This window comes from Nocardia cyriacigeorgica GUH-2 (assembly GCF_000284035.1).
GTDB classification, from domain to species: Bacteria; Actinomycetota; Actinomycetes; order Mycobacteriales; family Mycobacteriaceae; genus Nocardia; species Nocardia cyriacigeorgica_B.
The window spans coordinates 3,864,271-3,885,297 of sequence record NC_016887.1 but is presented as its reverse complement, the minus strand read 5'-3'; the positions used below and the strand labels follow the sequence as shown (position 1 = coordinate 3,885,297).

18 protein-coding genes are annotated in these 21,027 nt (G+C 69.6%); 17 read left to right on the top strand and 1 reads right to left on the bottom strand.

Going from position 1 to position 21,027, the window contains the following annotated elements; translation table 11 throughout:
- Positions 1-113 precede the first annotated feature (113 nt).
- From NOCYR_RS17515 to NOCYR_RS30545, 14 genes are all read left to right on the top strand, one after another.
- Positions 114-956, top strand: a complete 843-nt coding sequence (locus NOCYR_RS17515) for an SAM-dependent methyltransferase (RefSeq protein ID WP_148280674.1) — start codon at positions 114-116, stop codon at positions 954-956.
- Between the two features lie 203 nt (positions 957-1,159).
- Entirely contained in the window at positions 1,160-1,834 is a 675-nt protein-coding gene (gene pyrR, locus NOCYR_RS17510) for a bifunctional pyr operon transcriptional regulator/uracil phosphoribosyltransferase PyrR (RefSeq protein WP_014351733.1), read from the top strand.
- The gene (locus tag NOCYR_RS17505) at positions 1,831-2,787 is read left to right on the top strand and encodes an aspartate carbamoyltransferase catalytic subunit (RefSeq protein WP_014351732.1); all 957 of its coding nucleotides are present in this window, start codon (positions 1,831-1,833) and stop codon (positions 2,785-2,787) included. The genes pyrR and NOCYR_RS17505 overlap by 4 nt, the downstream gene beginning before the upstream one ends.
- Positions 2,784-4,106, top strand: coding sequence for a dihydroorotase (locus NOCYR_RS17500; RefSeq protein ID WP_014351731.1), 1,323 nt, complete (start codon positions 2,784-2,786; stop codon positions 4,104-4,106). Before NOCYR_RS17505 ends, NOCYR_RS17500 begins: the two co-directional genes overlap by 4 nt.
- A complete protein-coding gene (locus tag NOCYR_RS17495; RefSeq protein WP_014351730.1) occupies positions 4,106-4,600 on the top strand; it encodes a hypothetical protein in 495 nt (164 codons plus the stop codon). The genes NOCYR_RS17500 and NOCYR_RS17495 overlap by 1 nt, the downstream gene beginning before the upstream one ends.
- The gene (gene carA, locus NOCYR_RS17490; protein WP_014351729.1) at positions 4,597-5,718 is read left to right on the top strand and encodes a glutamine-hydrolyzing carbamoyl-phosphate synthase small subunit; all 1,122 of its coding nucleotides are present in this window, start codon (positions 4,597-4,599) and stop codon (positions 5,716-5,718) included. Before NOCYR_RS17495 ends, carA begins: the two co-directional genes overlap by 4 nt.
- Positions 5,718-9,059, top strand: a complete 3,342-nt coding sequence (gene carB, locus NOCYR_RS17485; protein ID WP_014351728.1) for a carbamoyl-phosphate synthase large subunit — start codon at positions 5,718-5,720, stop codon at positions 9,057-9,059. Before carA ends, carB begins: the two co-directional genes overlap by 1 nt.
- 29 nt (positions 9,060-9,088) lie before the next feature.
- Positions 9,089-9,913 (top strand): orotidine-5'-phosphate decarboxylase, encoded by an 825-nt coding sequence (gene pyrF, locus NOCYR_RS17480; protein WP_081505596.1) that lies wholly within the window; start codon positions 9,089-9,091, stop codon positions 9,911-9,913.
- Between the two features lie 851 nt (positions 9,914-10,764).
- Positions 10,765-11,085 carry an integration host factor, actinobacterial type gene (mihF, locus tag NOCYR_RS17475; RefSeq protein WP_014351725.1) on the top strand — a complete coding sequence of 107 codons (321 nt, stop codon included), beginning with the start codon at positions 10,765-10,767 and terminating at the stop codon, positions 11,083-11,085.
- 21 nt (positions 11,086-11,106) lie between these two features.
- Positions 11,107-11,679, top strand: coding sequence for a guanylate kinase (gmk, locus tag NOCYR_RS17470; RefSeq protein WP_014351724.1), 573 nt, complete (start codon positions 11,107-11,109; stop codon positions 11,677-11,679).
- Positions 11,680-11,726: 47 nt separating this feature from the next.
- Positions 11,727-12,008 (top strand): DNA-directed RNA polymerase subunit omega, encoded by a 282-nt coding sequence (rpoZ, locus tag NOCYR_RS17465; protein WP_014351723.1) that lies wholly within the window; start codon positions 11,727-11,729, stop codon positions 12,006-12,008.
- Between the two features lie 83 nt (positions 12,009-12,091).
- Positions 12,092-13,315, top strand: a complete 1,224-nt coding sequence (coaBC, locus tag NOCYR_RS17460; RefSeq protein ID WP_014351722.1) for a bifunctional phosphopantothenoylcysteine decarboxylase/phosphopantothenate--cysteine ligase CoaBC — start codon at positions 12,092-12,094, stop codon at positions 13,313-13,315.
- A gap of 330 nt (positions 13,316-13,645) precedes the next feature.
- Positions 13,646-14,857, top strand: coding sequence for a methionine adenosyltransferase (metK, locus tag NOCYR_RS17455; protein WP_014351721.1), 1,212 nt, complete (start codon positions 13,646-13,648; stop codon positions 14,855-14,857).
- 112 nt (positions 14,858-14,969) lie between these two features.
- Positions 14,970-17,432 (top strand): primosomal protein N', encoded by a 2,463-nt coding sequence (locus tag NOCYR_RS30545; RefSeq protein WP_148280912.1) that lies wholly within the window; start codon positions 14,970-14,972, stop codon positions 17,430-17,432.
- A 45-nt stretch (positions 17,433-17,477) separates the two neighbouring features.
- On the opposite strand, the gene NOCYR_RS17445 is transcribed toward NOCYR_RS30545, so the two are convergent.
- Positions 17,478-18,323, bottom strand: a complete 846-nt coding sequence (locus tag NOCYR_RS17445) for an NAD(P)H-binding protein (protein ID WP_014351719.1) — start codon at positions 18,321-18,323, stop codon at positions 17,478-17,480.
- 123 nt (positions 18,324-18,446) lie between these two features.
- Between NOCYR_RS17445 and NOCYR_RS17440 the strand changes: the two genes are divergently transcribed.
- From NOCYR_RS17440 to NOCYR_RS17425, 3 genes are all read left to right on the top strand, one after another.
- Positions 18,447-18,977 (top strand): TetR/AcrR family transcriptional regulator, encoded by a 531-nt coding sequence (locus NOCYR_RS17440; RefSeq protein WP_014351718.1) that lies wholly within the window; start codon positions 18,447-18,449, stop codon positions 18,975-18,977.
- Between the two features lie 140 nt (positions 18,978-19,117).
- Positions 19,118-19,777: a PadR family transcriptional regulator gene (locus tag NOCYR_RS28495; RefSeq protein ID WP_014351717.1), complete on the top strand. Its 660-nt coding sequence runs from the start codon at positions 19,118-19,120 to the stop codon at positions 19,775-19,777.
- 143 nt (positions 19,778-19,920) lie between these two features.
- Complete coding sequence (locus NOCYR_RS17425) at positions 19,921-20,865, top strand: esterase/lipase family protein (protein WP_419538265.1); 945 nt, start codon at positions 19,921-19,923, stop codon at positions 20,863-20,865.
- Positions 20,866-21,027: the final 162 nt, after the last annotated feature.

Sequence of the window (21,027 nt, the reverse complement as noted above, 5' to 3'; positions counted from 1 at the left end):
CCCGGCGGCAGTTCCCGTTTTCGGCGCGCCGTCGAGGACGGGCATCTACAGTCGCGGCAACGCATTCGATCAGCCGCCCGTCAGTAGGGTGCGGCGCCGAGGGGAGACGGCCGATGTCAGACGACACCCGATCGATTCCGACCGCCGGGGTAGCGATGACCGCGATCGGCGTTGCGCTCATCCGAGTGATGGAAGGCCGGCGACCCGACCGGCTCTACCACGATCCGCTCGCCGAGGCATTCGTAGAGGCCGCGCGGCCAGGTTTCGACGACGACCGCTGGGCGCGCTTCGAAGCCCTGGCCGACCAGTTCTACGAACGACGCTCCGTTGCGGTGAAACTGGTCGACGACCACGTGCTGGAAGCGGCCGCGACTGGTTGTGAACAGTTCGTGCTGCTCGGCGCCGGCCTCGATACCAGAGCCTTCCGGCTCGGGCTCCCATCCGGCGTCGGCTTCTTCGAGATCGACCTTCCGGAACTATTCGCGTTCAAGGAACCTGTGCTGGCCGCCGAGCAGGCGCGCCCGACTTGCGCGCGGCAGGTCGTTTCCGCGGATCTGTCCGGGGATTGGGCGCGAGCGCTGCGTGCGAGCGGTTTCCGTGCCGACCTGCCGACCCAGTGGGTCGATGAGGGAGTGCTCGGTTATCTGTCACGTGAACACGCCTACGATGTCGCCGCCGCCGTGACCGAACTGTCGGCGCCCGGCAGCCGGTTCGGCATCGCCCGTGTCGCGGTCGAACAGGCTGCGCCGCAGTATCGGGCGCTGCGCCGGCTGGTCTCCGAAGATGGCAACCAGGATCGCCCGATCACCGGTCTCGGCCCGGATGGCGCCGCATGGTTCGCTGCCCACGGTTGGCAGACGAGTTTCCGCGGCTGGGACGAACTCACGGCGGGCTACGGCCGTCCCGTCGCCATGAATGATCCGGAGGCGGGCAACATCCTCGCCGTCCGGCAATGACGACGACCCGGTGCTCGATGCGAGATATCCGGCGGTTCGAGTTATCGGGCTCACACCTGCGCCCACGCGACCCTACCGTGGCTTCGCTCACAACCGCCGATCCACCCCTCACCTGGTGAAAAGCGGCCGCGGCGGGCTGATAGGCTGCTCGGCGTAAGACATCCTTTAACGGACCGTCCGGTGAGGCGGGGAAGGAGGTCGGCATGGCTGTGCCCGAAGAACGGGCAGCCGCGTCCGGCGCTGCCGAAGCGACGTCGGCGGGCAGCGGCGACGCCGCTGGGGCGAGCGCCCCCTCGGAGCGGCACACTCCGCAATGGGTTGCGGCGGGACGGGAACTGTTGTCTCCCTCCGACGTCGGCCGCACCATCGCGCGCATCGCGCATCAAATCATCGAGAAGACCGCCCTGGATTCGGGCGATCCCGCCGCGCCCCGCGTGGTGCTGATCGGCATCCCGACCCGCGGCACCACCCTGGCGGCCCGGCTCGCGGACAAGATCGAGGAATTCTCCGGTGTCCGCCCGGCCCTCGGCTCGCTCGACATCACCCTCTACCGCGACGATCTGCGCAGCCGCCCGCATCGCCCGCTCGAACGCACCTCGGTGCCCGAGGGCGGCATCGAGGACGCGCTCGTCGTGCTCGTCGACGACGTGCTGTTCTCCGGCCGCACCGTGCGCTCGGCCCTCGACGGCCTGCGCGATCTGGGCCGCCCCCGCGCCGTGCAGTTGGCGGTGCTGGTCGACCGTGGCCACCGGGAGCTGCCGATCCGCGCCGACTTCGTCGGCAAGAACGTGCCGACCGCGCGCAGCGAGGACATTTCGGTGCTGCTCACCGAACACGACGGCCGCGACGGTGTGTACCTGCACCAGGAGGAAGCGTGAGGCATCTACTGACGGTCGCCGACCTGCACCGCGACACCGCGACCGAACTGCTCGACGAGGCCGAGCGCTTCGAGCAGGCGCTGCTGGGCCGCGAGGTACACAAGCTGCCCACCCTGCGCGGGCGCACCGTGATGACGGTGTTCTTCGAGAACTCCACCCGCACCCGGGTCTCGTTCGAGGTCGCGGGCAAATGGATGAGCGCCGACGTCATCAACGTCAGCGCCAGCAGCTCCTCGGTCGCCAAGGGCGAGTCGCTGCGCGATACCGCGCTCACCCTGCACGCCGCCGGCGCCGACGCGCTGATCGTGCGGCATCCGGCCTCTGGCGCCGCGCATCAGATCGCGCGCTGGTTCGAGGACTGGGCCCGCACCGCCGGCGGATCGGTCCCCGCGGTCATCAATGCCGGTGACGGCACCCATCAGCACCCCACCCAGGCCCTGCTCGACGCGCTGACCCTGCGTCAGCGCCTGGGCACCATCGAGGGCAGGCGCGTGGTGATCGTCGGCGACATCCTGCACAGCCGGGTCGCCCGCTCCAACGCCTTCCTGCTGTCCACCCTGGGCGCGGAGGTCGTGCTGGTCGCGCCGCGCACCCTGCTGCCGACCGGGGTGGAGGGCTGGCCGGTGCGGATCTCGCACAGCCTCGACGCCGAACTGCCCGGCGCCGACGCGGTGCTGATGCTGCGAGTGCAGGCCGAACGGATGAACGGCGGATTCTTCCCGTCGGCGCGCGAATACGCGGTGAACTACGGCCTGTCCGAACGCAGGCTGGCACTGCTCGACGAGCACGCGGTGGTGCTGCATCCGGGCCCGATGCTGCGCGGCATGGAAATCGCGTCGTCGGTGGCGGATTCGCCCAAGGCAGCGGTGCTGCAACAGGTGACGAACGGAGTGCATATGCGAATGGCGGTGCTGTTCCGGCTGCTGGTGGGGACTCAGGAGGCGGTGGCGTGAGCGACTCCGTATTGCTCAAGGGCGTGCTGGTCTACGGCGAGGGCGAGCCGGTCGACGTGCTCGTCGCCGATGGTGAGATCCGCGATATCGCCACCGATCTGGGCGTCATCGACGGTGCCGAGATCATCGACGGCAAGGGCCAGATTCTGCTGCCCGGCTTCGTCGACCTGCACACCCACCTGCGCGAACCCGGCCGCGAGGACACCGAGACCATCGAGTCGGGTTCGGCCGCGGCCGCGCTCGGCGGCTACACCGCGGTCTTCGCGATGGCCAACACCAACCCGGTCGCCGACTCGCATGTGGTCACCGACCATGTGTGGCGGCGCGGTCAGGAAGTCGGGCTGGTCGATGTGTACCCGGTCGGTGCGGTCACCGTCGGGCTCGCGGGCAAGCAGCTCGCGGAGATGGGCACCATGGCCGCCGGGGTCGGCGCGGTGCGCATGTTCTCCGATGACGGCCACTGCGTCTACGACCCGCTGATCATGCGCCGCGCCCTGGAATACGCGAACTCGCTCGGGGTGCTGATCGCCCAGCACGCCGAGGAGCCGCGGCTGACCGTCGGCGCCGTGGCGCACGAGGGCCCGACCGCCGCCCGCCTGGGTCTGGCCGGCTGGCCCCGCGCCGCCGAGGAATCCATCGTCGCCCGCGACGCGCTGCTGGCGCGCGATGCCGGCGCCCGCGTCCACATCTGCCACGCGTCCACCGCCGGCACCGTGGAGCTGGTCAAATGGGCCAAGTCGCAGGGCATCGCGATCACCGCCGAAGTCACCCCGCATCACCTGCTGCTCGACGACTCGCGGCTGGAGACCTACGACGCGGTCAACAAGGTGAATCCGCCGCTGCGTGAGGCCTCCGACGCGGTCGCGCTGCGCCAGGCGCTGGCCGAGGGCATCGTCGACTGCGTCGCCACCGACCACGCCCCGCATGCCGAACAGGACAAGTGCTGCGAGTTCGCCGCCGCCCGCCCCGGCATGCTCGGGCTGGAGACCGCGCTGTCGATCGTGGTGGAAACCATGGTCCGCCCGGGTCTGCTGGATTGGCGCGGGGTGGCGAAGGTGATGAGTGAGCGGCCGGCCGAGATCGTCGGCCTGGACGAGCACGGCAGGCCGATCGCGGTCGGTGAACCGGCCAACCTGGTGCTGGTCGACCCGGACGCGAGCTGGACGGTGCGGGCGAAAGAGCTCGCCAGCATCTCCGACAACACCCCGTACCAGGACATGACGCTGCCCGCGCGGGTGACCACCACCCTGCTGCGTGGCCGGATCACTGCCCGCGACGGTGTGGCGGCGGCGCCGGCGCAGACCGGAGGGCAGTCGTAATGGAACGGGCACTGTGGGTGGTCGGGCTGGCGCTGCTGTGGGCGGTGCTGATCTACCTGATGTACCGGGGCTGGCAGAACCGGGCCGCCCGCCAGGCCGAGCGCATCGGCGAATTGCCGCCGGTACCGCAGGAACTGGGTGCTCAGGTGCTCGAACCCACCACCGGCCTCTACCTCGGCAGCACCATGGCGCCGAGCTGGCAGGACCGGATCGCGGTCGGGGACTTGGGCTTTCGAGCCACCGCCGAACTCACCCGGTTCGAGCGAGGCATCCTGCTCGAGCGCCACGGCGCGTCGGTGATCTGGATTCCACAGGAATCGATCACCGCGGTGCGCACCGAACGCGGCCACGCGGGCAAGGTGATGACAGAAGATGGTGTGCTGGTGATTCGCTGGAAGCTGCCGACCGGAACCGAGATCGATACGGGTTTCCGAGGTGACGACAAGACGGTGTATCCGGCGTGGGCACAGATGACGACGGGAGACGAGGGATGAGCGGAAAGAACGAAGCGGCCTTGGTGCTGGAGGACGGCCGGGTTTTCCGTGGCACCTCCTACGGCGCCGTCGGCGAGACGCTGGGTGAGGCGGTGTTCTGCACCGCGATGACCGGCTATCAGGAGACCCTGACCGACCCCAGCTATCACCGCCAGATCGTGGTGGCCACGGCCCCGCAGATCGGCAACACCGGCTGGAACGACGAGGACGACGAGTCCGGCAAGATCTGGGTCGCCGGCTACGCCGTGCGCGACCCCGCGCGCCGCGCATCCAACTGGCGCGCCACCCGCACGCTGCCGGAGGAGCTGGAGCGCCAGGACATCGTCGGTATCGCGGGCATCGACACCCGCGCGGTGGTGCGGCATCTGCGCACCCGCGGTTCGATGAAGGCGGGCATCTTCAGCGGTGACGCCGTCGCCGCGACCGTCGACGAGCTCGTGGCCCGGGTCAACGGCCAGCCGTCCATGCTCGGCGCCGACCTGGCCGAAGAGGTCAGCACCGACGGGCTCTACACCATCGAGCCCACCGGCGAGCACCGCTTCACCGTGGTCGCGGTGGATCTCGGCATCAAGACCAACACCCCGCGGATGTTCGCCGAACGCGGCATCCGGGTGCATGTGGTGCCGTCGGGCACCTCGTTCGACCAGATCCAGGAGCTGAAGCCGAACGGCGTGTTCCTGTCCAACGGCCCGGGCGACCCGGCCACCCAGGACGGCGCGGTCGAACTCACCCGCCAGATCCTCGGCGCCGGCCTGCCGCTGTTCGGCATCTGCTTCGGCAACCAGATCCTGGGCCGCGCGCTGGGCCGCGGCACCTACAAGATGAAGTTCGGCCACCGCGGCATCAACATCCCGGTCGTCGAGCACGAGACCGGCCGCATCTCGATCACCGCGCAGAACCACGGCTTCGCCCTCGAAGGCGAACAGGGGGAACAGTTCGACACCCCGTTCGGCAAGGCCGAGGTCAGCCATGTCTGCGCCAACGACGGCACCGTCGAGGGCGTGCGCCTGGTCGACGGGCGCGCGTTCTCCGTGCAGTACCACCCCGAAGCCGCCGCCGGCCCCCATGACGCCGCGTACTTGTTCGACCGTTTCGCCGGTCTGATGGAAGGAGCCTGATGCCTCGCCGCACCGATCTGAACCACATCCTGGTGATCGGCTCGGGCCCGATCGTCATCGGTCAGGCCTGCGAGTTCGATTACTCTGGCACCCAGGCCTGCCGGGTGCTGCGCTCGGAGGGTCTGCGCGTTTCGCTGGTCAACTCCAACCCGGCCACGATCATGACCGACCCGGAGTTCGCCGACTCCACCTACGTCGAGCCGATCACGCCCGAGTTCGTCGAGAAGGTCATCGCCAAGGAGCGCCCCGACGCCATCCTGGCCACCCTGGGCGGGCAGACCGCGCTCAACACCGCCGTCGCGCTGCACGAGCGCGGCGTGCTGGAGAAGTACAACGTCGAGCTGATCGGCGCCGACTTCGACGCCATCCAGCGCGGTGAGGACCGGCAGAAGTTCAAGGACATCGTCGCCAAGGTCGGCGGGGAGAGCGCCCGCTCGCGGGTCTGCTTCACCATGGACGAGGTGCGCGAGACCGTCGCCGAGCTGGGCTTCCCGGTGGTCGTGCGGCCCTCGTTCACCATGGGCGGCCTCGGTTCCGGCATGGCCTACAACGACGAGGACCTCGACCGCATCGCCGGTGGTGGCCTGGCCGCGTCGCCGACGGCGAACGTGCTGATCGAGGAGTCCATCCTCGGCTGGAAGGAATACGAGCTCGAGCTCATGCGCGACGGCCGCGACAACGTCGTGATCGTCTGCTCCATCGAGAACGTCGACCCGATGGGCGTGCACACCGGCGACTCGATGACCGTGGCCCCGGCCATGACCCTGACCGACCGCGAGTACCAGAAGATGCGCGATCTCGGCATCGCGATCCTGCGCGAGGTCGGCGTGGACACCGGCGGCTGCAATATCCAGTTCGCGGTGAACCCGGCCGACGGCCGCCTGATCGTCATCGAGATGAACCCGCGGGTGTCGCGCTCCTCGGCGCTGGCGTCCAAGGCCACCGGCTTCCCGATCGCCAAGATCGCGGCCAAGCTGGCCATCGGCTACACCCTCGACGAGATCGTCAACGACATCACCAAGGAAACCCCGGCCTGCTTCGAGCCGACGCTGGACTACGTCGTGGTCAAGGCGCCGCGGTTCGCGTTCGAGAAGTTCCCCGGTGCCGACGGCACGCTGACCACCACCATGAAGTCGGTCGGTGAGGCGATGTCGCTGGGCCGCAACTTCGCCGAAGCGCTGGGCAAGGTGCTGCGCTCGCTGGAGACCAAGTCCACCGGCTTCTGGACCACCGACGACGGCCGGTGGGCGCCGGCCTCTGACGCGCCCGCCGACGTCGAGGCCGCGATCAGCGCCATCCTCGATGATCTGCGGGTGCCCACCGAAGGCCGCATCTACCAGGTCGAGCGGGCGCTGCGGCTGGGCGCCAGCATCGACGACGTCGCCGCCGCCTCCGGTATCGACCCCTGGTTCGTCGCCGAGGTCGCCGGTCTGGTCGAGATGCGTCAGGAGCTGCTCGACGCACCGGTGCTGGACGAATCGCTGCTGCGGCGGGCCAAGCACTACGGCCTGTCCGACCGCCAGATCGCCGCGCTGCGTCCGGAACTGGCCGGCGAGAGCGGGGTGCGCGCGCTGCGGCACCGGCTCGGTGTGCGCCCGGTGTTCAAGACCGTCGACACCTGCGCGGCCGAGTTCGAGGCCAAGACGCCGTACCACTACTCGGCCTACGAGCTCGACCCCGCCGCGGAGTCCGAGGTGGCACCGCAGCGTGAGCGCGAGAAGGTGATCATCCTCGGCTCGGGCCCGAACCGGATCGGTCAGGGCATCGAGTTCGACTACTCGTGTGTGCACGCGGCGCAGACGCTGTCGCAGGCCGGCTACGAGACGGTGATGGTCAACTGCAACCCGGAGACCGTCTCCACCGACTACGACACCGCCGACCGCCTCTACTTCGAGCCGCTGACCTTCGAAGACGTGCTCGAGATCTACCACGCCGAGACCGAATCCGGCACCGTCGCCGGTGTCATCGTGCAGCTGGGCGGCCAGACCCCGCTGGGCCTGGCGCAGCGGCTCACCGATGCCGGGGTGCCGGTGGTCGGCACCAGCGCCGCCGCCATCGACCTGGCCGAGGACCGCGGCGAGTTCGGTGACGTGCTGGTCGCGGCTGGGCTGCCGGCCCCGAAGTACGGCACCGCCACCACCGTCGAGCAGGCCAAGAAGATCGCGGCCGAGATCGGCTACCCGGTGCTGGTGCGCCCGTCCTACGTGCTGGGCGGCCGCGGCATGGAGATCGTCTACGACGAGGCCTCGCTCGAGGGCTACATCTCCCGCGCCACCGAACTCAACCCCGAGCATCCGGTGCTGGTCGACCGCTTCCTGGAAGACGCCATCGAGATCGACGTGGACGCGCTCTGCGACGGCGAGGAGGTCTACCTCGGCGGCGTGATGGAACACATCGAGGAAGCCGGTATCCACTCCGGCGACTCGGCCTGCGCGTTGCCGCCGATCACCCTGGGCCGCAGCGATATCGAGGCCGTGCGCCGCTCCACCGTCGCGCTGGCCAAGGGCATCGGCGTCAAGGGCCTGCTCAACGTGCAGTACGCGCTCAAGGACGACGTGCTCTACGTCCTCGAGGCCAACCCGCGCGCCAGCCGCACCGTGCCGTTCGTCTCCAAGGCCACCGCCGTGCCGCTGGCCAAGGCGGCCGCCCGGATCATGCTCGGCGCCACCATCGCCGACCTGCGCAAGGAAGGCATGCTGCCCGGTGAGGGCGACGGCGGGCACGTCCCGCTGGACGCGCCGGTCGCGGTCAAGGAAGCCGTGCTGCCGTTCCACCGGTTCCGCAAGGCCGACGGCAGCGGCGTGGATTCGCTGCTCTCGCCGGAGATGAAGTCCACCGGTGAGGTCATGGGCATCGACGCCGATTTCGGCACCGCCTTCGCCAAGAGCCAGTCCGCGGCCTACGGTTCGCTGCCGACCGAGGGCACGGTGTTCGTCTCCATCGCCAACCGCGACAAGCGCGCCATGGTATTCCCGGTGAAGCGGCTCAACGACCTGGGCTTCCGCATCCTGGCCACCGAGGGCACCGCGGAAATGCTGCGCCGCAACGGCATTCCGTGCGAGCGGGTGCGCAAGCACTCCGAGGACGGGCCGGCCGACGAGCCGACCATCGTCGAGCAGATCCGCGACGGCGAAGTCGATATGGTGTTCAACACCCCCTACGGCAACTCCGGACCGCGCGTGGACGGCTACGAGATCCGCAGTGCCGCAGTGGGTGTGAACATCCCCTGCATCACCACCGTGCAGGGTGCGGCCGCGGCCGTGCAGGGCATCGAGGCCAGCATCAACGGCGGTATCGGGGTGCGGTCGCTGCAAGAGCTGCACGCGGTACTGCGCGGGTGACCCACGACCAGGAGAGCGGAGCGGGATCGGTGCAGACCTTCGGCGACCGGCTACAGCACGCGATGCGCCAGTTCGGGCCGCTGTGCGTCGGCATCGATCCCCATCCGGGCCTGCTGGACCAGTGGGGCCTGACCGACGACGTGGACGGCCTCGAGGCCTTCGCCGAGATCTGCGTCGAGGCCTTCGACGGCTGCGTCGCCCTGGTCAAACCCCAGGTGGCGTTCTTCGAGGTCTACGGCGCCGGCGGGATCGGGGTGCTCGAACGCACCATCGAGGTGCTGCGCGATTCCGGCACGCTGGTGCTGGCCGACGCCAAACGCGGCGATATCGGCTCCACCATGGACGCCTACGCCCGCGCCTGGCTCGGTGACGGCCCGCTCGCCTCGGACGCGGTGACGGTCTCGCCGTATCTGGGCTTCGGCTCGCTCGATCCGGCCCTCGAGCTCGCGCAGGCCAATCACCGCGGGGTGTTCGTGCTGGCGGCGACGTCCAATCCGGAAGGCGCCGAGCTGCAACGGATCACCGCGGGCGACGGCCGCAGCATCGCCCAGACGATCGTCGACGCCGCCGCGGCCCGCAACACCGGCGACTCCTTCGGCTCGGTCGGCGTCGTGGTCGGCGCCACCCTCACCGAGGCACCGGATCTGAGTGCGCTCAACGGGCCCATCCTCATGCCCGGCGTCGGCGCGCAGGGCGGGGGAGCGGAGTCCGTGCGCGGCCTGGTGCCCGAACACCTGCTGCACGGTGTGGTGCCCAACGCCTCGCGTGAGGTGCTGCGCGAAGGGCCGTCGGTTCCCGCGCTGCGCGCCAAGCTCGCCGCCATGCAGGAAGAGTTCGGCTTCCTTCAGGCGTAGCTGCCCTGGCGGTACCCGATCTCCGCGCTTGCGGCCCCGGTTTCGGCACGGATGTCTCATCCGCGACGCATCGGCCGTGGTGCTGGTATCGGCGTCGCGGCGGTGAGATGCTGTGAAGGTTGATCGGGGGATCTCCGGCGGGGCAATAGTCGGCGGTTTTCCATCACAGCACCTCGCGCTTGCGGGGGACATCAGGTCCGGCCCGCCCACCCCTCGGGCCGGGCCTGATCCATGTCCGGACCCTGCCGCCCGCGCGTTTCGATGCGACTGAGGCACGGACGCCGTGACGCCCTCTGAAACGCCGTGTGGTCAGCCGGCGGTCCGGGGATGCCCGCAGTGGCCTTGTCGCTGCCCCTGGACGCGTACACCTGCCATTACGGCCCTGTTCAGTACGCCCGCCCCGGGGTCGCGCCGCACCCGATCACCTGCCCTGCGGTGCGCGAACCGGCCCGGCGCACCGATGCCGAGGCGGCCCGCAACTTCCACAGCGAACGTCGCATGCGCGACACGCATGTGATTTGTGGGGCGACACGCAGAAATTTTCCAGAAAGTTCCTGGTCGGGGGGTTACGGGTTTGCCAGCGACGCGAGCGGCGCCGTGGCAACCGGCCCGCTAATTCGTTCCGTGTACGAAAACGCCCTGCTGGCAGGCTGTTTCGTGGATTCGAACCGGTGTTCGGGAGGGCGGGCGAGCCGGGTCGGGCATTGCCTCCGGCGTCCCCTACGGCATCGTCGAATCATGCGCTGACCTGGGGGGTGGGTTCGCAATCGGCAACAGTCGTGGGTACGGTCGCTGTCACTGCCGGGTAATTGGGCAGTAGTTGATGCAATGAACGATGAGACGGAGGAACCGTGGCCCTTCCCCAGCTGACTGACGAGCAGCGCGCCGCTGCTTTGGAGAAGGCGGCGGCCGCTCGCCGCACTCGGGCGGAGCTCAAGGATCGCTTGAAGCGTGGCGGCACCGACCTGAAGAGTGTCCTCAACGACGCCGAGACCAATGAGATCATCGGCAAGATGAAGGTGTCGGCCCTGCTCGAGGCCCTGCCCAAGGTCGGCAAGGTCAAGGCGGCCGAGATCATGACCGAGCTGGAGATCGCTCCCACCCGCCGTCTGCGCGGCCTGGGCGATCGGCAGCGCAAGGCCCTGCTGGCCAAGTTCGACCTCGGCGCCTGACAACCGCCGGTGGTCGAACACATGACGAAGGGTCGGCTGGTCGTTCTGGTCGGCCCCTCGGCCGTGGGCAAGTCCACCGTGGTGCGCTGCGTTCGTGAACGCCTACCGCACCTGGTGTTCAGCGTGTCGGCCACAACCCGGGCCCCACGGCCCGGGGAGGTCGACGGCCGGGACTACCGGTTCGTCAGCCGCGAGGAATTCGACGCGATGATCGAGGCCGGGGAACTGCTCGAATGGGCCGATATCCACGGCGGACTGCAACGGTCGGGTACCCCGGCTGCGCCGGTCCGCGCGGCCTTGTCCGAGGGCCTGCCGGTGCTGGTGGAGGTCGACCTGGAAGGCGCGCGCTCGGTCCGCAAGGCGATGCCCGAGGCGCTGCTGGTGTTCCTGGCCCCGCCGAGCTGGGACGAACTGGTCTCCCGGCTACGCTCGCGCGGCACCGAATCGCCGGAGGTCATCGAGCGCAGGCTGGAGACCGCACGCACCGAACTGGCCGCCTGTGACGAGTTCGACATCGTGATCGTGAACGACGAGGTGACCAGCGCCTGCGAGCAGTTGGTATCGTTGTTCGTTAGCACAAATTCGAGTTCGTGACATCAGTCCGCGACAATATCGGTCAACAACCCGCAGGAGCCCCCCTAGTGAGCAGTACGGACACCCTCGCCGCGCCCGCCTACGACACTCCGGTCGGCCTCACCAACCCGCCGATCGATGAGCTGCTGGAGCGCACTTCGTCCAAGTACGCCCTGGTCATCTACGCCGCCAAGCGGGCACGTCAGATCAACGACTACTACAACCAGCTCGGCGACGGCATCCTCGAGTACGTCGGCCCGCTGGTCGAGCCGGTCGCGCAGGAGAAGCCGCTGTCGGTGGCCATGCGTGAGATCCACGCCGACCTGCTCGAGCACACCGAAGGCGAGTGACCGCGTCCCGGTGAGCCGGTGCGCGGCACCGTAGCTCGCCGGGCATATCGGGCGCTGGTGTCCCGCACAACACAGGAGGCGCAATGACCACACGGGTCGTTGTCGGGGTCGGCGGGGGCATCGCCGCCTACAAGGCGTGCGCTCTGGTGCGCCGCTTCACCGAAACCGGGCACGATGTCCGGGTCATTCCCACCGAATCGGCCTTGCAGTTCGTCGGCAAGGCCACATTCGAGGCGCTCACCGGCAACCCCGTGAACACCGGGGTGTTCGCCGATGTGCCCGAAGTTCCGCATGTGCGGCTCGGGCAGGAAGCCGACCTCGTCGTCATCGCGCCCGCGACCGCCGATCTGATGGCGCGCGCCGCCACCGGTCGCGCCGACGACCTGCTCACCGCCACGCTGCTCACCGCGCGATGTCCCATCCTGTTCGCGCCCGCGATGCACACCGAGATGTGGGAGCATCCGGCCACCGTCGCCAATGTCGCCACCCTGCGCGCGCACGGCGCCAACGTCATGGAACCGGCGTCGGGCCGGCTCACCGGCACCGACACCGGTCCGGGGCGACTGCCCGAGCCCGAGGAGATCTTCGGGCTGGCCACGCTGCTGCTCGAGCGCGCCGACGCCATTCCGCGTGATCTCGAGGGCCGCCGGGTGGTCGTCACCGCCGGCGGCACCAGGGAGCCGCTGGATCCGGTGCGTTTTTTGGGCAACCGCAGCTCCGGTAAGCAGGGCTACGCCCTGGCCCGGGTCGCGGCCCAGCGCGGCGCGCACGTCACGCTCATCGCGGGCAACACCATCGAGATGGCCGCCCCGGCAGCCGTCGACCTGGTGCACATCACCACCGCCGAACAGCTCAAGACCGCGGTCGACAAGCACGCCGAAGGCGCGGACGCGGTGATCATGGCGGCGGCGGTGGCCGATTTCCGGCCCACCAACGTGGCCGCGGCCAAGATCAAGAAGGGTGCCGGCGAACCCGACACCATCGCGCTGACCAAGAACGACGACATCCTCGCCGGTCTGGTCCAGGCCCGCGCCGACGGCCAGCTGCCCGGCACCGCGATCGTCGGATTCGCCGCCGAAACCGGTGACGAGCACGGCGACGTGCTCACCCACGCGCGCGCCAAACTGGCCCGCAAGGGCTGCGATCTGCTGGTGGTCAACGCGGTCGGTGAAGGCAAGGCGTTCGAGGTCGACACCAACGACGGCTGGCTGCTCGGCGCCGACGGCACCGAACAGGCGCTCGACCACGGATCCAAGGCCCTGCTGGCCAGCCGGGTGCTCGATGCGCTCGGCCCGCTGCTGAGCTGAGCCGATGAGTCATGGCGTCGTCCATGGGGGACCGCGAGATGCCTTGCGGGAGCGAGGCAATCGCGTCAACTCCATGCGCGGGAGCCGGACGGCGTCGTCTAATGAGTGCGGGTAATCGAACGATGCCATCGGGCGCCGGGACCCGCGGTCCGGGACGGCGGACCGGCGCGTCGGTGGTTTGGAATAGTCTGGGATCAGGGTTCGCGCCCGGCGTGGCACCGTTGCCGCCGCGACGTGCGATGTCGCCGACCGTAGGCATCGCACCAGCGGCAACGCGGCGCTAGGGTCGCAAACCGAGAAGAGCAACCCGTTGAGGGAGAGGGAACAACTGTGCGCACGACCGGCAGTCGCCTATTCACCAGTGAGTCCGTGACCGAGGGTCACCCGGACAAGATCTGTGACGCCATCAGCGATTCCATCCTCGACGCGTTGCTCGCGGAGGACCCGCGCAGCCGGGTGGCGGTGGAGACCCTGGTCACCACCGGCCAGGTGCATGTCGCCGGTGAGGTCACCACCGAGGCGTACGCGGACATCCCGCGCATCGTCCGGGAGAAGGTGCTCGAGATCGGATACGACTCCTCGGCAAAGGGTTTCGACGGCAACTCCTGCGGTGTGAACATCGCCATCGGCGCGCAGTCGCCGGATATCGCGCAGGGCGTCGACACCTCGCACGAGGCCCGCGTCGGCGGCTCCGACGACGAGATCGAACAGCAGGGCGCCGGTGATCAGGGCCTGATGTTCGGCTACGCCACCACCGACACCCCCGAGCTGATGCCGCTGCCGATCGCGCTGGCGCACCGGCTCTCGCGCAAGCTCACCGAGGTCCGCAAGTCGGGTGTGCTGCCGTACCTGCGGCCCGACGGCAAGACCCAGGTCACCATCGAATACGACGGCGACCGCCCGGTCCGGCTGGACACGGTGGTCATCTCCACCCAGCACGCCGCCGATATCGATCTGGACAACCTGCTGGCCCCCGATATTCGCGAGAAGGTCGTGGACGCGGTGCTCGCCGATCTGTCGCTGCCCAGCCTGGATGTGGCCGATGTGCGGCTGCTGGTCAACCCCACCGGCAAGTTCGTGCTCGGCGGCCCGATGGGTGACGCCGGCCTGACGGGCCGCAAGATCATCGTCGACACCTACGGCGGCATGGCCCGGCACGGTGGTGGCGCGTTCTCCGGTAAGGATCCGTCGAAGGTCGACCGCTCGGCCGCCTACGCGATGCGCTGGGTCGCCAAGAACGTCGTCGCGGCGGGCCTGTCGGACCGGGTGGAGGTGCAGGTCGCCTACGCCATCGGCAAGGCCGCGCCGGTCGGGTTGTTCGTGGAGACCTTCGGTACCGAGAAGGTCGATCCGGCGCGCATCGCCAGCGCCATCACCGAGGTCTTCGACCTGCGCCCGGGCGCGATCATCCGCGATCTGGACCTGCTGCGCCCGATCTACGCGCCGACCGCCGCGTACGGCCACTTCGGCCGCACCGACGTCGACCTGCCCTGGGAGCACACCGACCGCGCCGACAAGCTGCGCGCCGCCGCCGGCCTGTAGTTCCGGCGCCCGGGTGGACGAACTCGCGGCCGACAACACCCCCGGCGACGGACCGTCGCCGGGGGTGTCGGCTGTGTCGGGGACGTCCGCGGGTCCCACCACGACGCTAGCGCTGCCGATCGCCCGGGTCCTCCCGCTGCTGACCCCGGCGCACCTCGATCGCGATTTCGACTATCTCGTCCCGCCCGAATTCGACGAGATCGCCCAGCCCGGAGTCCGCGTCCGAGTCCGCTTCGCCGGCCGCCTGGTCGACGGCTACCTGCTCGACCGGCTCGCCGTCAGCGACCACACGGGCAAACTGATGCCGCTGGATCGGGTTGTTTCCGCCGAACGCGTGCTCACCCCCGAGATTCTGCGCCTGATCACTTCGGTGGCCACCCGTTATGCCGGTAGCCGCGCGGATGTACTGCGCCTGGCGATTCCACCCCGGCATGCGCGCACCGAGAACGGGGGGACCGCTAGAACGAAGCCGGTGAAGTCCAGCTCTTTACCGAACAACGCTGGGGGCGAGGGCGTTACGCCCGCTGCGGATGGCGCACCTGTGCAGGCTCCCACTCCGACGCAGGCCGACAACCTTTCGGCGACATCGGGATTCGACGGCGACGCGAGGCAGCGTGAGATCGGCGTCGGGATCGCCCCCGAGTCATCCACCGGAGATTCGCCGGCGCCATCGGACGATCCAGGATCCGCGGGACAGTCGGCAGTCGTCCCGAATAGTGGTGTGGGCGCATGCGAATCATCGGCGCAGGCGTCGGAACTCGCAGCGCACCCGGCCGGCGATCCGAGCGTTCTCGGCGTGCACGGCAACGCTCGTAGCGATCGGCCCACGGCGGAGCAGCAATCGGCCGAGAGCTCGCCCGCCGCCGACCTCGATGCGTCGCAGAGCCCGAGCGGCCCGCCCGCCGACGCGTCAGTGCCGGAAGGGGTGGCGACCACCGCCGCTCGTCTCGACCGTGCCGGTGTCGACCTCGCACCGTGGAACAGATACCTGCACGGCGCGAGCTTCCTCGAGGCGCTGGCGCAGGGTAGGGGTGTGCGGGCCGCGTGGCAGGCGTTGCCGGGGGAGCAGTGGGCGGCGCGGCTGGCGGAGTTGGCGGCGGTGGTGGTGGCCGGTGGTCGTAGTGCGGTGCTCATGGTGCCCGATCAGCGGGATCTGGATCGGGTGCTGGCCGAATGTGAGCGGTTGGTGGGGGAGCGGGCGGTGGGGCTGTCGGCGGGGCTCGGGCCGGCGGCGCGGTACCGGCGCTGGCTGGCTGTGCTGCGCGGGACCGCGCGGGTGGTGGTCGGTACCCGTGCCGCGGTGTTCGCCCCGGCCCGTGATCTCGGCCTGATCGCCATCTGGGACGACGGCGACGACACCTACGCCGAACCGCGGGCCCCGTATCCGCATGCGCGGGAGGTGGCCATGTTGCGCGCGCACGAGACGGGCGCGGCTTTCGTGGCGGGCGGATTCGCGCGCACCGCCGAGATTCAGGCGGTAGTCGATTCGGGCTGGGCGCACGATCTCGTCGCCGATCGCGCGACGTTGCGTTCGGCCACGCCGCGGATCAGCGCCCCGGGCGACACCGATCTGGCCCTGGAACGCGATCCCGTCGCGCGCGCCGTACGGATACCCGGCGCCGCCTTCGCCGCGGCCCGTTCGGCGCTGAAGGAAGGTGCCGGGGTGCTGGTGCAGGTACCCCGGCGCGGGTACGTGCCCGCCCTGGCGTGCGGGAAATGCCGGACGCCCGCGCGCTGTCGGCACTGCAACGGCCCGCTCGCCCTGCCGGACCGGCCTCGTCAGGCCGGTCCGGAATCCGCCGATATCGCGCACAGTCCCGGCTGCCGCTGGTGCGGGCGCACCGAAGCGGGTTTCCGCTGCCCCGCCTGCGGCTCGCGGGCCCTGCGCGCGGTGGTGATCGGCGCGACCCGGACCGCGGAGGAACTCGGCCGGGCCTTTCCCGGGGTGCCGATCCGTGGTTCCGGCGGTGGTGCGGTCCTCGACACCGTGGAACCGGGACCGCAGGTGGTGGTCGCGACCGTGGGGGCCGAACCCGTCCTGCCCGGCGGTTACGGCGTCGCCCTGCTGCTCGACGGATGGGCCCTGCTCGGCCGCGCCGATCTGCGCGCGGCCGAGGATGCCCTGCGCCGCTGGATGACCGCCGCCGCCCTGGTCCGCGCGCACGGCCAGGTGCTGGTCATGGCCGAACCCTCCATCCCGACCGTGCAGGCGCTGATCCGCTGGGATCCGATCGGCCATGCCCGGGCCGAGGTCGACAGCCGCGCGGAGGTCGGTTTCCCGCCCGCGGTCCGCATGGCCGCCATCGACGGCACGTCCGAGGCCATCACCGAACTGCTCGCCGCCGCCACCCTCCCGGAATCGGCCGATCTGCTCGGCCCGGTGCCGCTGCCGCCGTTCGCCCGCAAACCCTTCACCGGCGATTCCCCCGCCGAGGTCGAACGCATCCTGCTGCGCACCCCGCGCCGCGACGCCTCGGCCCTGTCCCGTTCGCTCGCGGCCGGCCAAGCCGTCCGCAGCGCGCAACGCTCCGACGCTCCGCTGCGCGTGCAGATCGACCCCATCGACATCGGCTGACCTGCGCCGACGTGGCCCGGCCCGGATGACAAGCGCGACCCGGGCTCAGCGGAACGCGGCGATATGTGCCTGCGCCCAATCCTTGAACGGTCGTGCCGGCCGCCCGAGCACCGACGTCACGTCGGTGCTGATCCGGAGTTCCTCGTCGGTCGGTGCGCCGAGGATGTCGAGGGTGGTCTCCACGACCGCTTCGGGCATGAACTCCAGCATCTGCTCCCGTGCCTGCGCCCGGGTCTGTTCGACGAACCGGATCGGCTCGCCGAGGGCCGATGCCAGCGCTTCGGTCCGCTGGCGCGGCGTGCTGAGCTCGGGACCGGTGAGGGTGTAGACCTGCCAGGCGTGCTCGTCGGTGCGGAGGGCGGCCGCGGCGACCTCGGCGATATCGCGCGGGTCGACGGTCGGCAGGCCGACGTCACCGTAGGGCGCCGTCACCGTCCGGGCACCGCGCACCATGGGCGACCACGCGTACGCGTTCGAGTGAAAAGCGCCGGGCCGCAGGATGGTCCAGTCCAGGCCCGACTGCCGCACGGCCGCATCGAAGGCGCGCGCGACACCGCCGTGCGATACCGAGTCCGGCCGGGTGACCACGCCCTGCGACGACAGCAGCACCACGCGCCGGACACCGCCGGCCTTGGCCACATCGAGGATGTCCGCCGGGCGCATCAGGTGTGCGCTCATGCCGGTGTCGTGCAGGAACAGGGCCTCGGCGCCGTCGACGATCGGCCGCAGGCGCTCCGGATCGGTGACATCCGCTTGTGCGGTGCGCACGTCCGGCCCGAACTGGCCGGGCTCGACACTGCGCGATACGGCCGTCACCTCCGCGCCGGCTGCCGCGAGGGCGCCGACCAGCGGGGTGCCGACATTTCCGGTTGCACCGGTAACCACGATCATGTTGTAAGTCCTTAGTTAGTTGGATGACTAACTCACCGTAGCCGAGGTGTCGCGCCGTTGTCTAGAGTTAGTTGTATGACTGACTTACAGCCTGCGGTGAAGGCGGGGAAGCGGGAGCGTTTGGTGGATGCCGCCGTCCAGGTCTTCTATGAGCGTGGCGTGGAAAAGACCACCATCGCCGACATCGCGAAGGTCGCCGACGTACCGGTTGGCAACGTGTACTACTACTTCAAAACCAAAGATCAGCTGATCGAAGCGGCGGTCGAGGCGCATCGGCGCAGGCTGGGGCACCTGCTCGAGGAGCTCGATCGCCTCGGCGCTCCGCAGGAGCGGCTGCGGGGGCTGATCGCGGGCTGGGTCGACCTGCGCGATCAGGCGGCGCAGTTCGGCTGCCCGTTCGGCACGCTCGCCTCCGAGATGGACAAGCGGCCCGACGTGCTGGACGCGGAGATCGCCGCCGCGATGCGGGTGCTGGTGGACTGGAGCCAACGGCAGTTCGCCGAGATGGGGCGGGAGGATGCGGCCGAGCTGGGTGTCGCGCTCATCGCCGCGTATCAAGGTATTTCCCTGCTCACCAACACATTTCGCGATCCGAGTCTGATGAAGGTGGAGGGGGACCGGCTGGCGCGCTGGATCGACTCACTCGCCGCCTGAGCGTCCGACGGCGTCGGCCTGCCTTTCGGTGGGGGCAGGCCGGCGGTGTGCGGCAAATCTCGAGCTCGGGGTTGTCATGGATAGATTGCCGATATATCGTTGATAGTGTTCAACAACATCGGAGTCTGAGGAGGCTCGACATGGAAAACACAGAAATGCACCGAGGGCATGGCCGGCACGGCGGTCGGCAGCGACCAGGATTCGAGGAGTTCGGGCCGCGGCGCGGACAGTTCCGTCGCGGCGGACGCCACGGCTGGGGTCCCGAATTCGGGCCGGGCTTCGGTCCCGGTTTCGGACCCGGCTTCGGCCCGGGTTTCGGCCGCGGACGTGGACGCGGCGGGCGTGGCAGGCGCGGTGACGTCCGCGCTGCCATCCTGCTGCTGCTCACCGAACGGCCCATGCACGGATACGAACTCATCCAGCAGATCCGCGAGCGCAGCGATGATCTGTGGCGTCCCAGCCCCGGATCCATCTACCCCGCGCTGGCGCAGCTGGAAGACGAGGGCCTGGTGCTCATCGAGAAGGTGTCCGGTCGCAAGACCGCGAAACTGACCGAATCGGGCACCGGCTACGTCGAGGAGCATCGCGAGGAGCTCGGCGACCCGTGGGCCGACGTCAAACAGGACGTCGGCGCCCAAGCGATCGACCTGCGCGCGCTCGTCGGACAGCTCATGGGCGCAGTCGCGCAGGTGGCTACCGCCGGTACGCCGGACCAGGCGGCCAAGGCGGCCGAGGTGCTCACCGAAGCCCGCCGTTCGCTCTACCGCATCCTGGCCGACGACGAGACCCCCGAAAAATAACGGGGTGGTGAATACCCCGCCCAGGGCGCGCTTTTCGCGCGGACAGGGTAGATCATTGTGATATGGAACAAACACGGGGTTTGTGGGGTCGGGGAACATCACAATGGGGTCGCGTCGCACTCGCCGGCCTCGCGGCGGCCGCTGTGCTCATCGGATCGGCGACGGCGCTATCCGGGTCGGCCGGGGCCCAGCCACCCGGATATCGGCCGCCGCTGGTGCCCACCGCCTCGGCGCCGCCGCAACCGGATCATCTGGCCGCCGCCTTGTACATGAAATCGCATCCGGATGCCGTTCCGCAGGGCACCAACGATTTCGGCTGCACGCCGACGGCCGCCCATCCGCGGCCGGTCATCCTGGCCCATGGCACCGACGCCAGCGCCTACTCCGACTGGTCGGCCATCGCGCCGCTGCTGGCGGCCGAGGGGTACTGCGTGTTCGCGCTCAACTACGGCGGTAAGCCGGGTGCGGTCAGTTTCGGCACCGAGGACCTGCGGTTGAGTGCACATCAGATCGGCGACTTCGTCGATGATGTGCTCGCCGCGACCGGCGCCGCGAAGGTCGATCTGGTCGGTTTCTCGCAGGGCGCCAACGTCACTCGCTACTACATCAACAAGCTCGGCGGCGCCGAGAACGTGGGCCGCTGGGTCGGGCTGGCCTCGCCCAGCTACGGCGGGGTGATGTACGGGCTGGTGCCGATCGCCCAGGCCATCCCCGGCGTGCTGGAGGCCTTCGCACAGGTGACGTCGCTGGCGGCGATCCAGCAGGCCCAGGGTTCGCCGGTCATGCTGGAACTCAACGCCGGCGGCGACACGGTGCCGGGCGTGCACTACGTGACCATCGGCAGTCGCGTCGACGAGATGATCCAGCCGTTCGAGAACATCGCCCTGCGCGGCCCGGGCGCGGAGAACGTGGTGATCCAGGATCGCTGCCCGGCCAACCTGACCGGTCACTTCCACATGGTCTACGACCCGTTCGTGATGCAACTGTTGCTGGAAGCTCTCGATCCGGCCACGGCGCCCACTCCCGTCTGCGAGCCCGTGCAGCTGGGCACCGGCATTCCGCAGGTCGTCATCGGCGGCAATATCTGAGCGCTGGGTCTCCGGTGGACGGCCGGACGGAGGGCTCGACACCCCGCCCGGACCGCACCGGATTTGTACCAGCAAACGGTGCCGGTATCCGGGATCTCCGGCCCGCCCGGCGTGCTCTCTAGAATGGGACGACCGACATTCCGCCGTACTCCCGGGAGCCGC

Excerpts from the sequence above, each read along its gene's own strand:
- pyrR (WP_014351733.1), top strand. The coding sequence starts at position 1,160 with ATGGCTGTGCCCGAAGAACGGGCAGCCGCGTCCGGCGCTGCCGAAGCG.
- carB (WP_014351728.1), top strand. The coding sequence starts at position 5,718 with ATGCCTCGCCGCACCGATCTGAACCACATCCTGGTGATCGGCTCGGGC.
- NOCYR_RS28495 (WP_014351717.1), top strand. The coding sequence starts at position 19,118 with ATGGAAAACACAGAAATGCACCGAGGGCATGGCCGGCACGGCGGTCGG.
- gmk (WP_014351724.1), top strand. The coding sequence starts at position 11,107 with ATGACGAAGGGTCGGCTGGTCGTTCTGGTCGGCCCCTCGGCCGTGGGC.
- NOCYR_RS17445 (WP_014351719.1), bottom strand. The coding sequence starts at position 18,323 with ATGATCGTGGTTACCGGTGCAACCGGAAATGTCGGCACCCCGCTGGTC.
- coaBC (WP_014351722.1), top strand. The coding sequence starts at position 12,092 with ATGACCACACGGGTCGTTGTCGGGGTCGGCGGGGGCATCGCCGCCTAC.
- NOCYR_RS17515 (WP_148280674.1), top strand. The coding sequence starts at position 114 with ATGTCAGACGACACCCGATCGATTCCGACCGCCGGGGTAGCGATGACC.
- NOCYR_RS17495 (WP_014351730.1), top strand. The coding sequence starts at position 4,106 with ATGGAACGGGCACTGTGGGTGGTCGGGCTGGCGCTGCTGTGGGCGGTG.
- carA (WP_014351729.1), top strand. The coding sequence starts at position 4,597 with ATGAGCGGAAAGAACGAAGCGGCCTTGGTGCTGGAGGACGGCCGGGTT.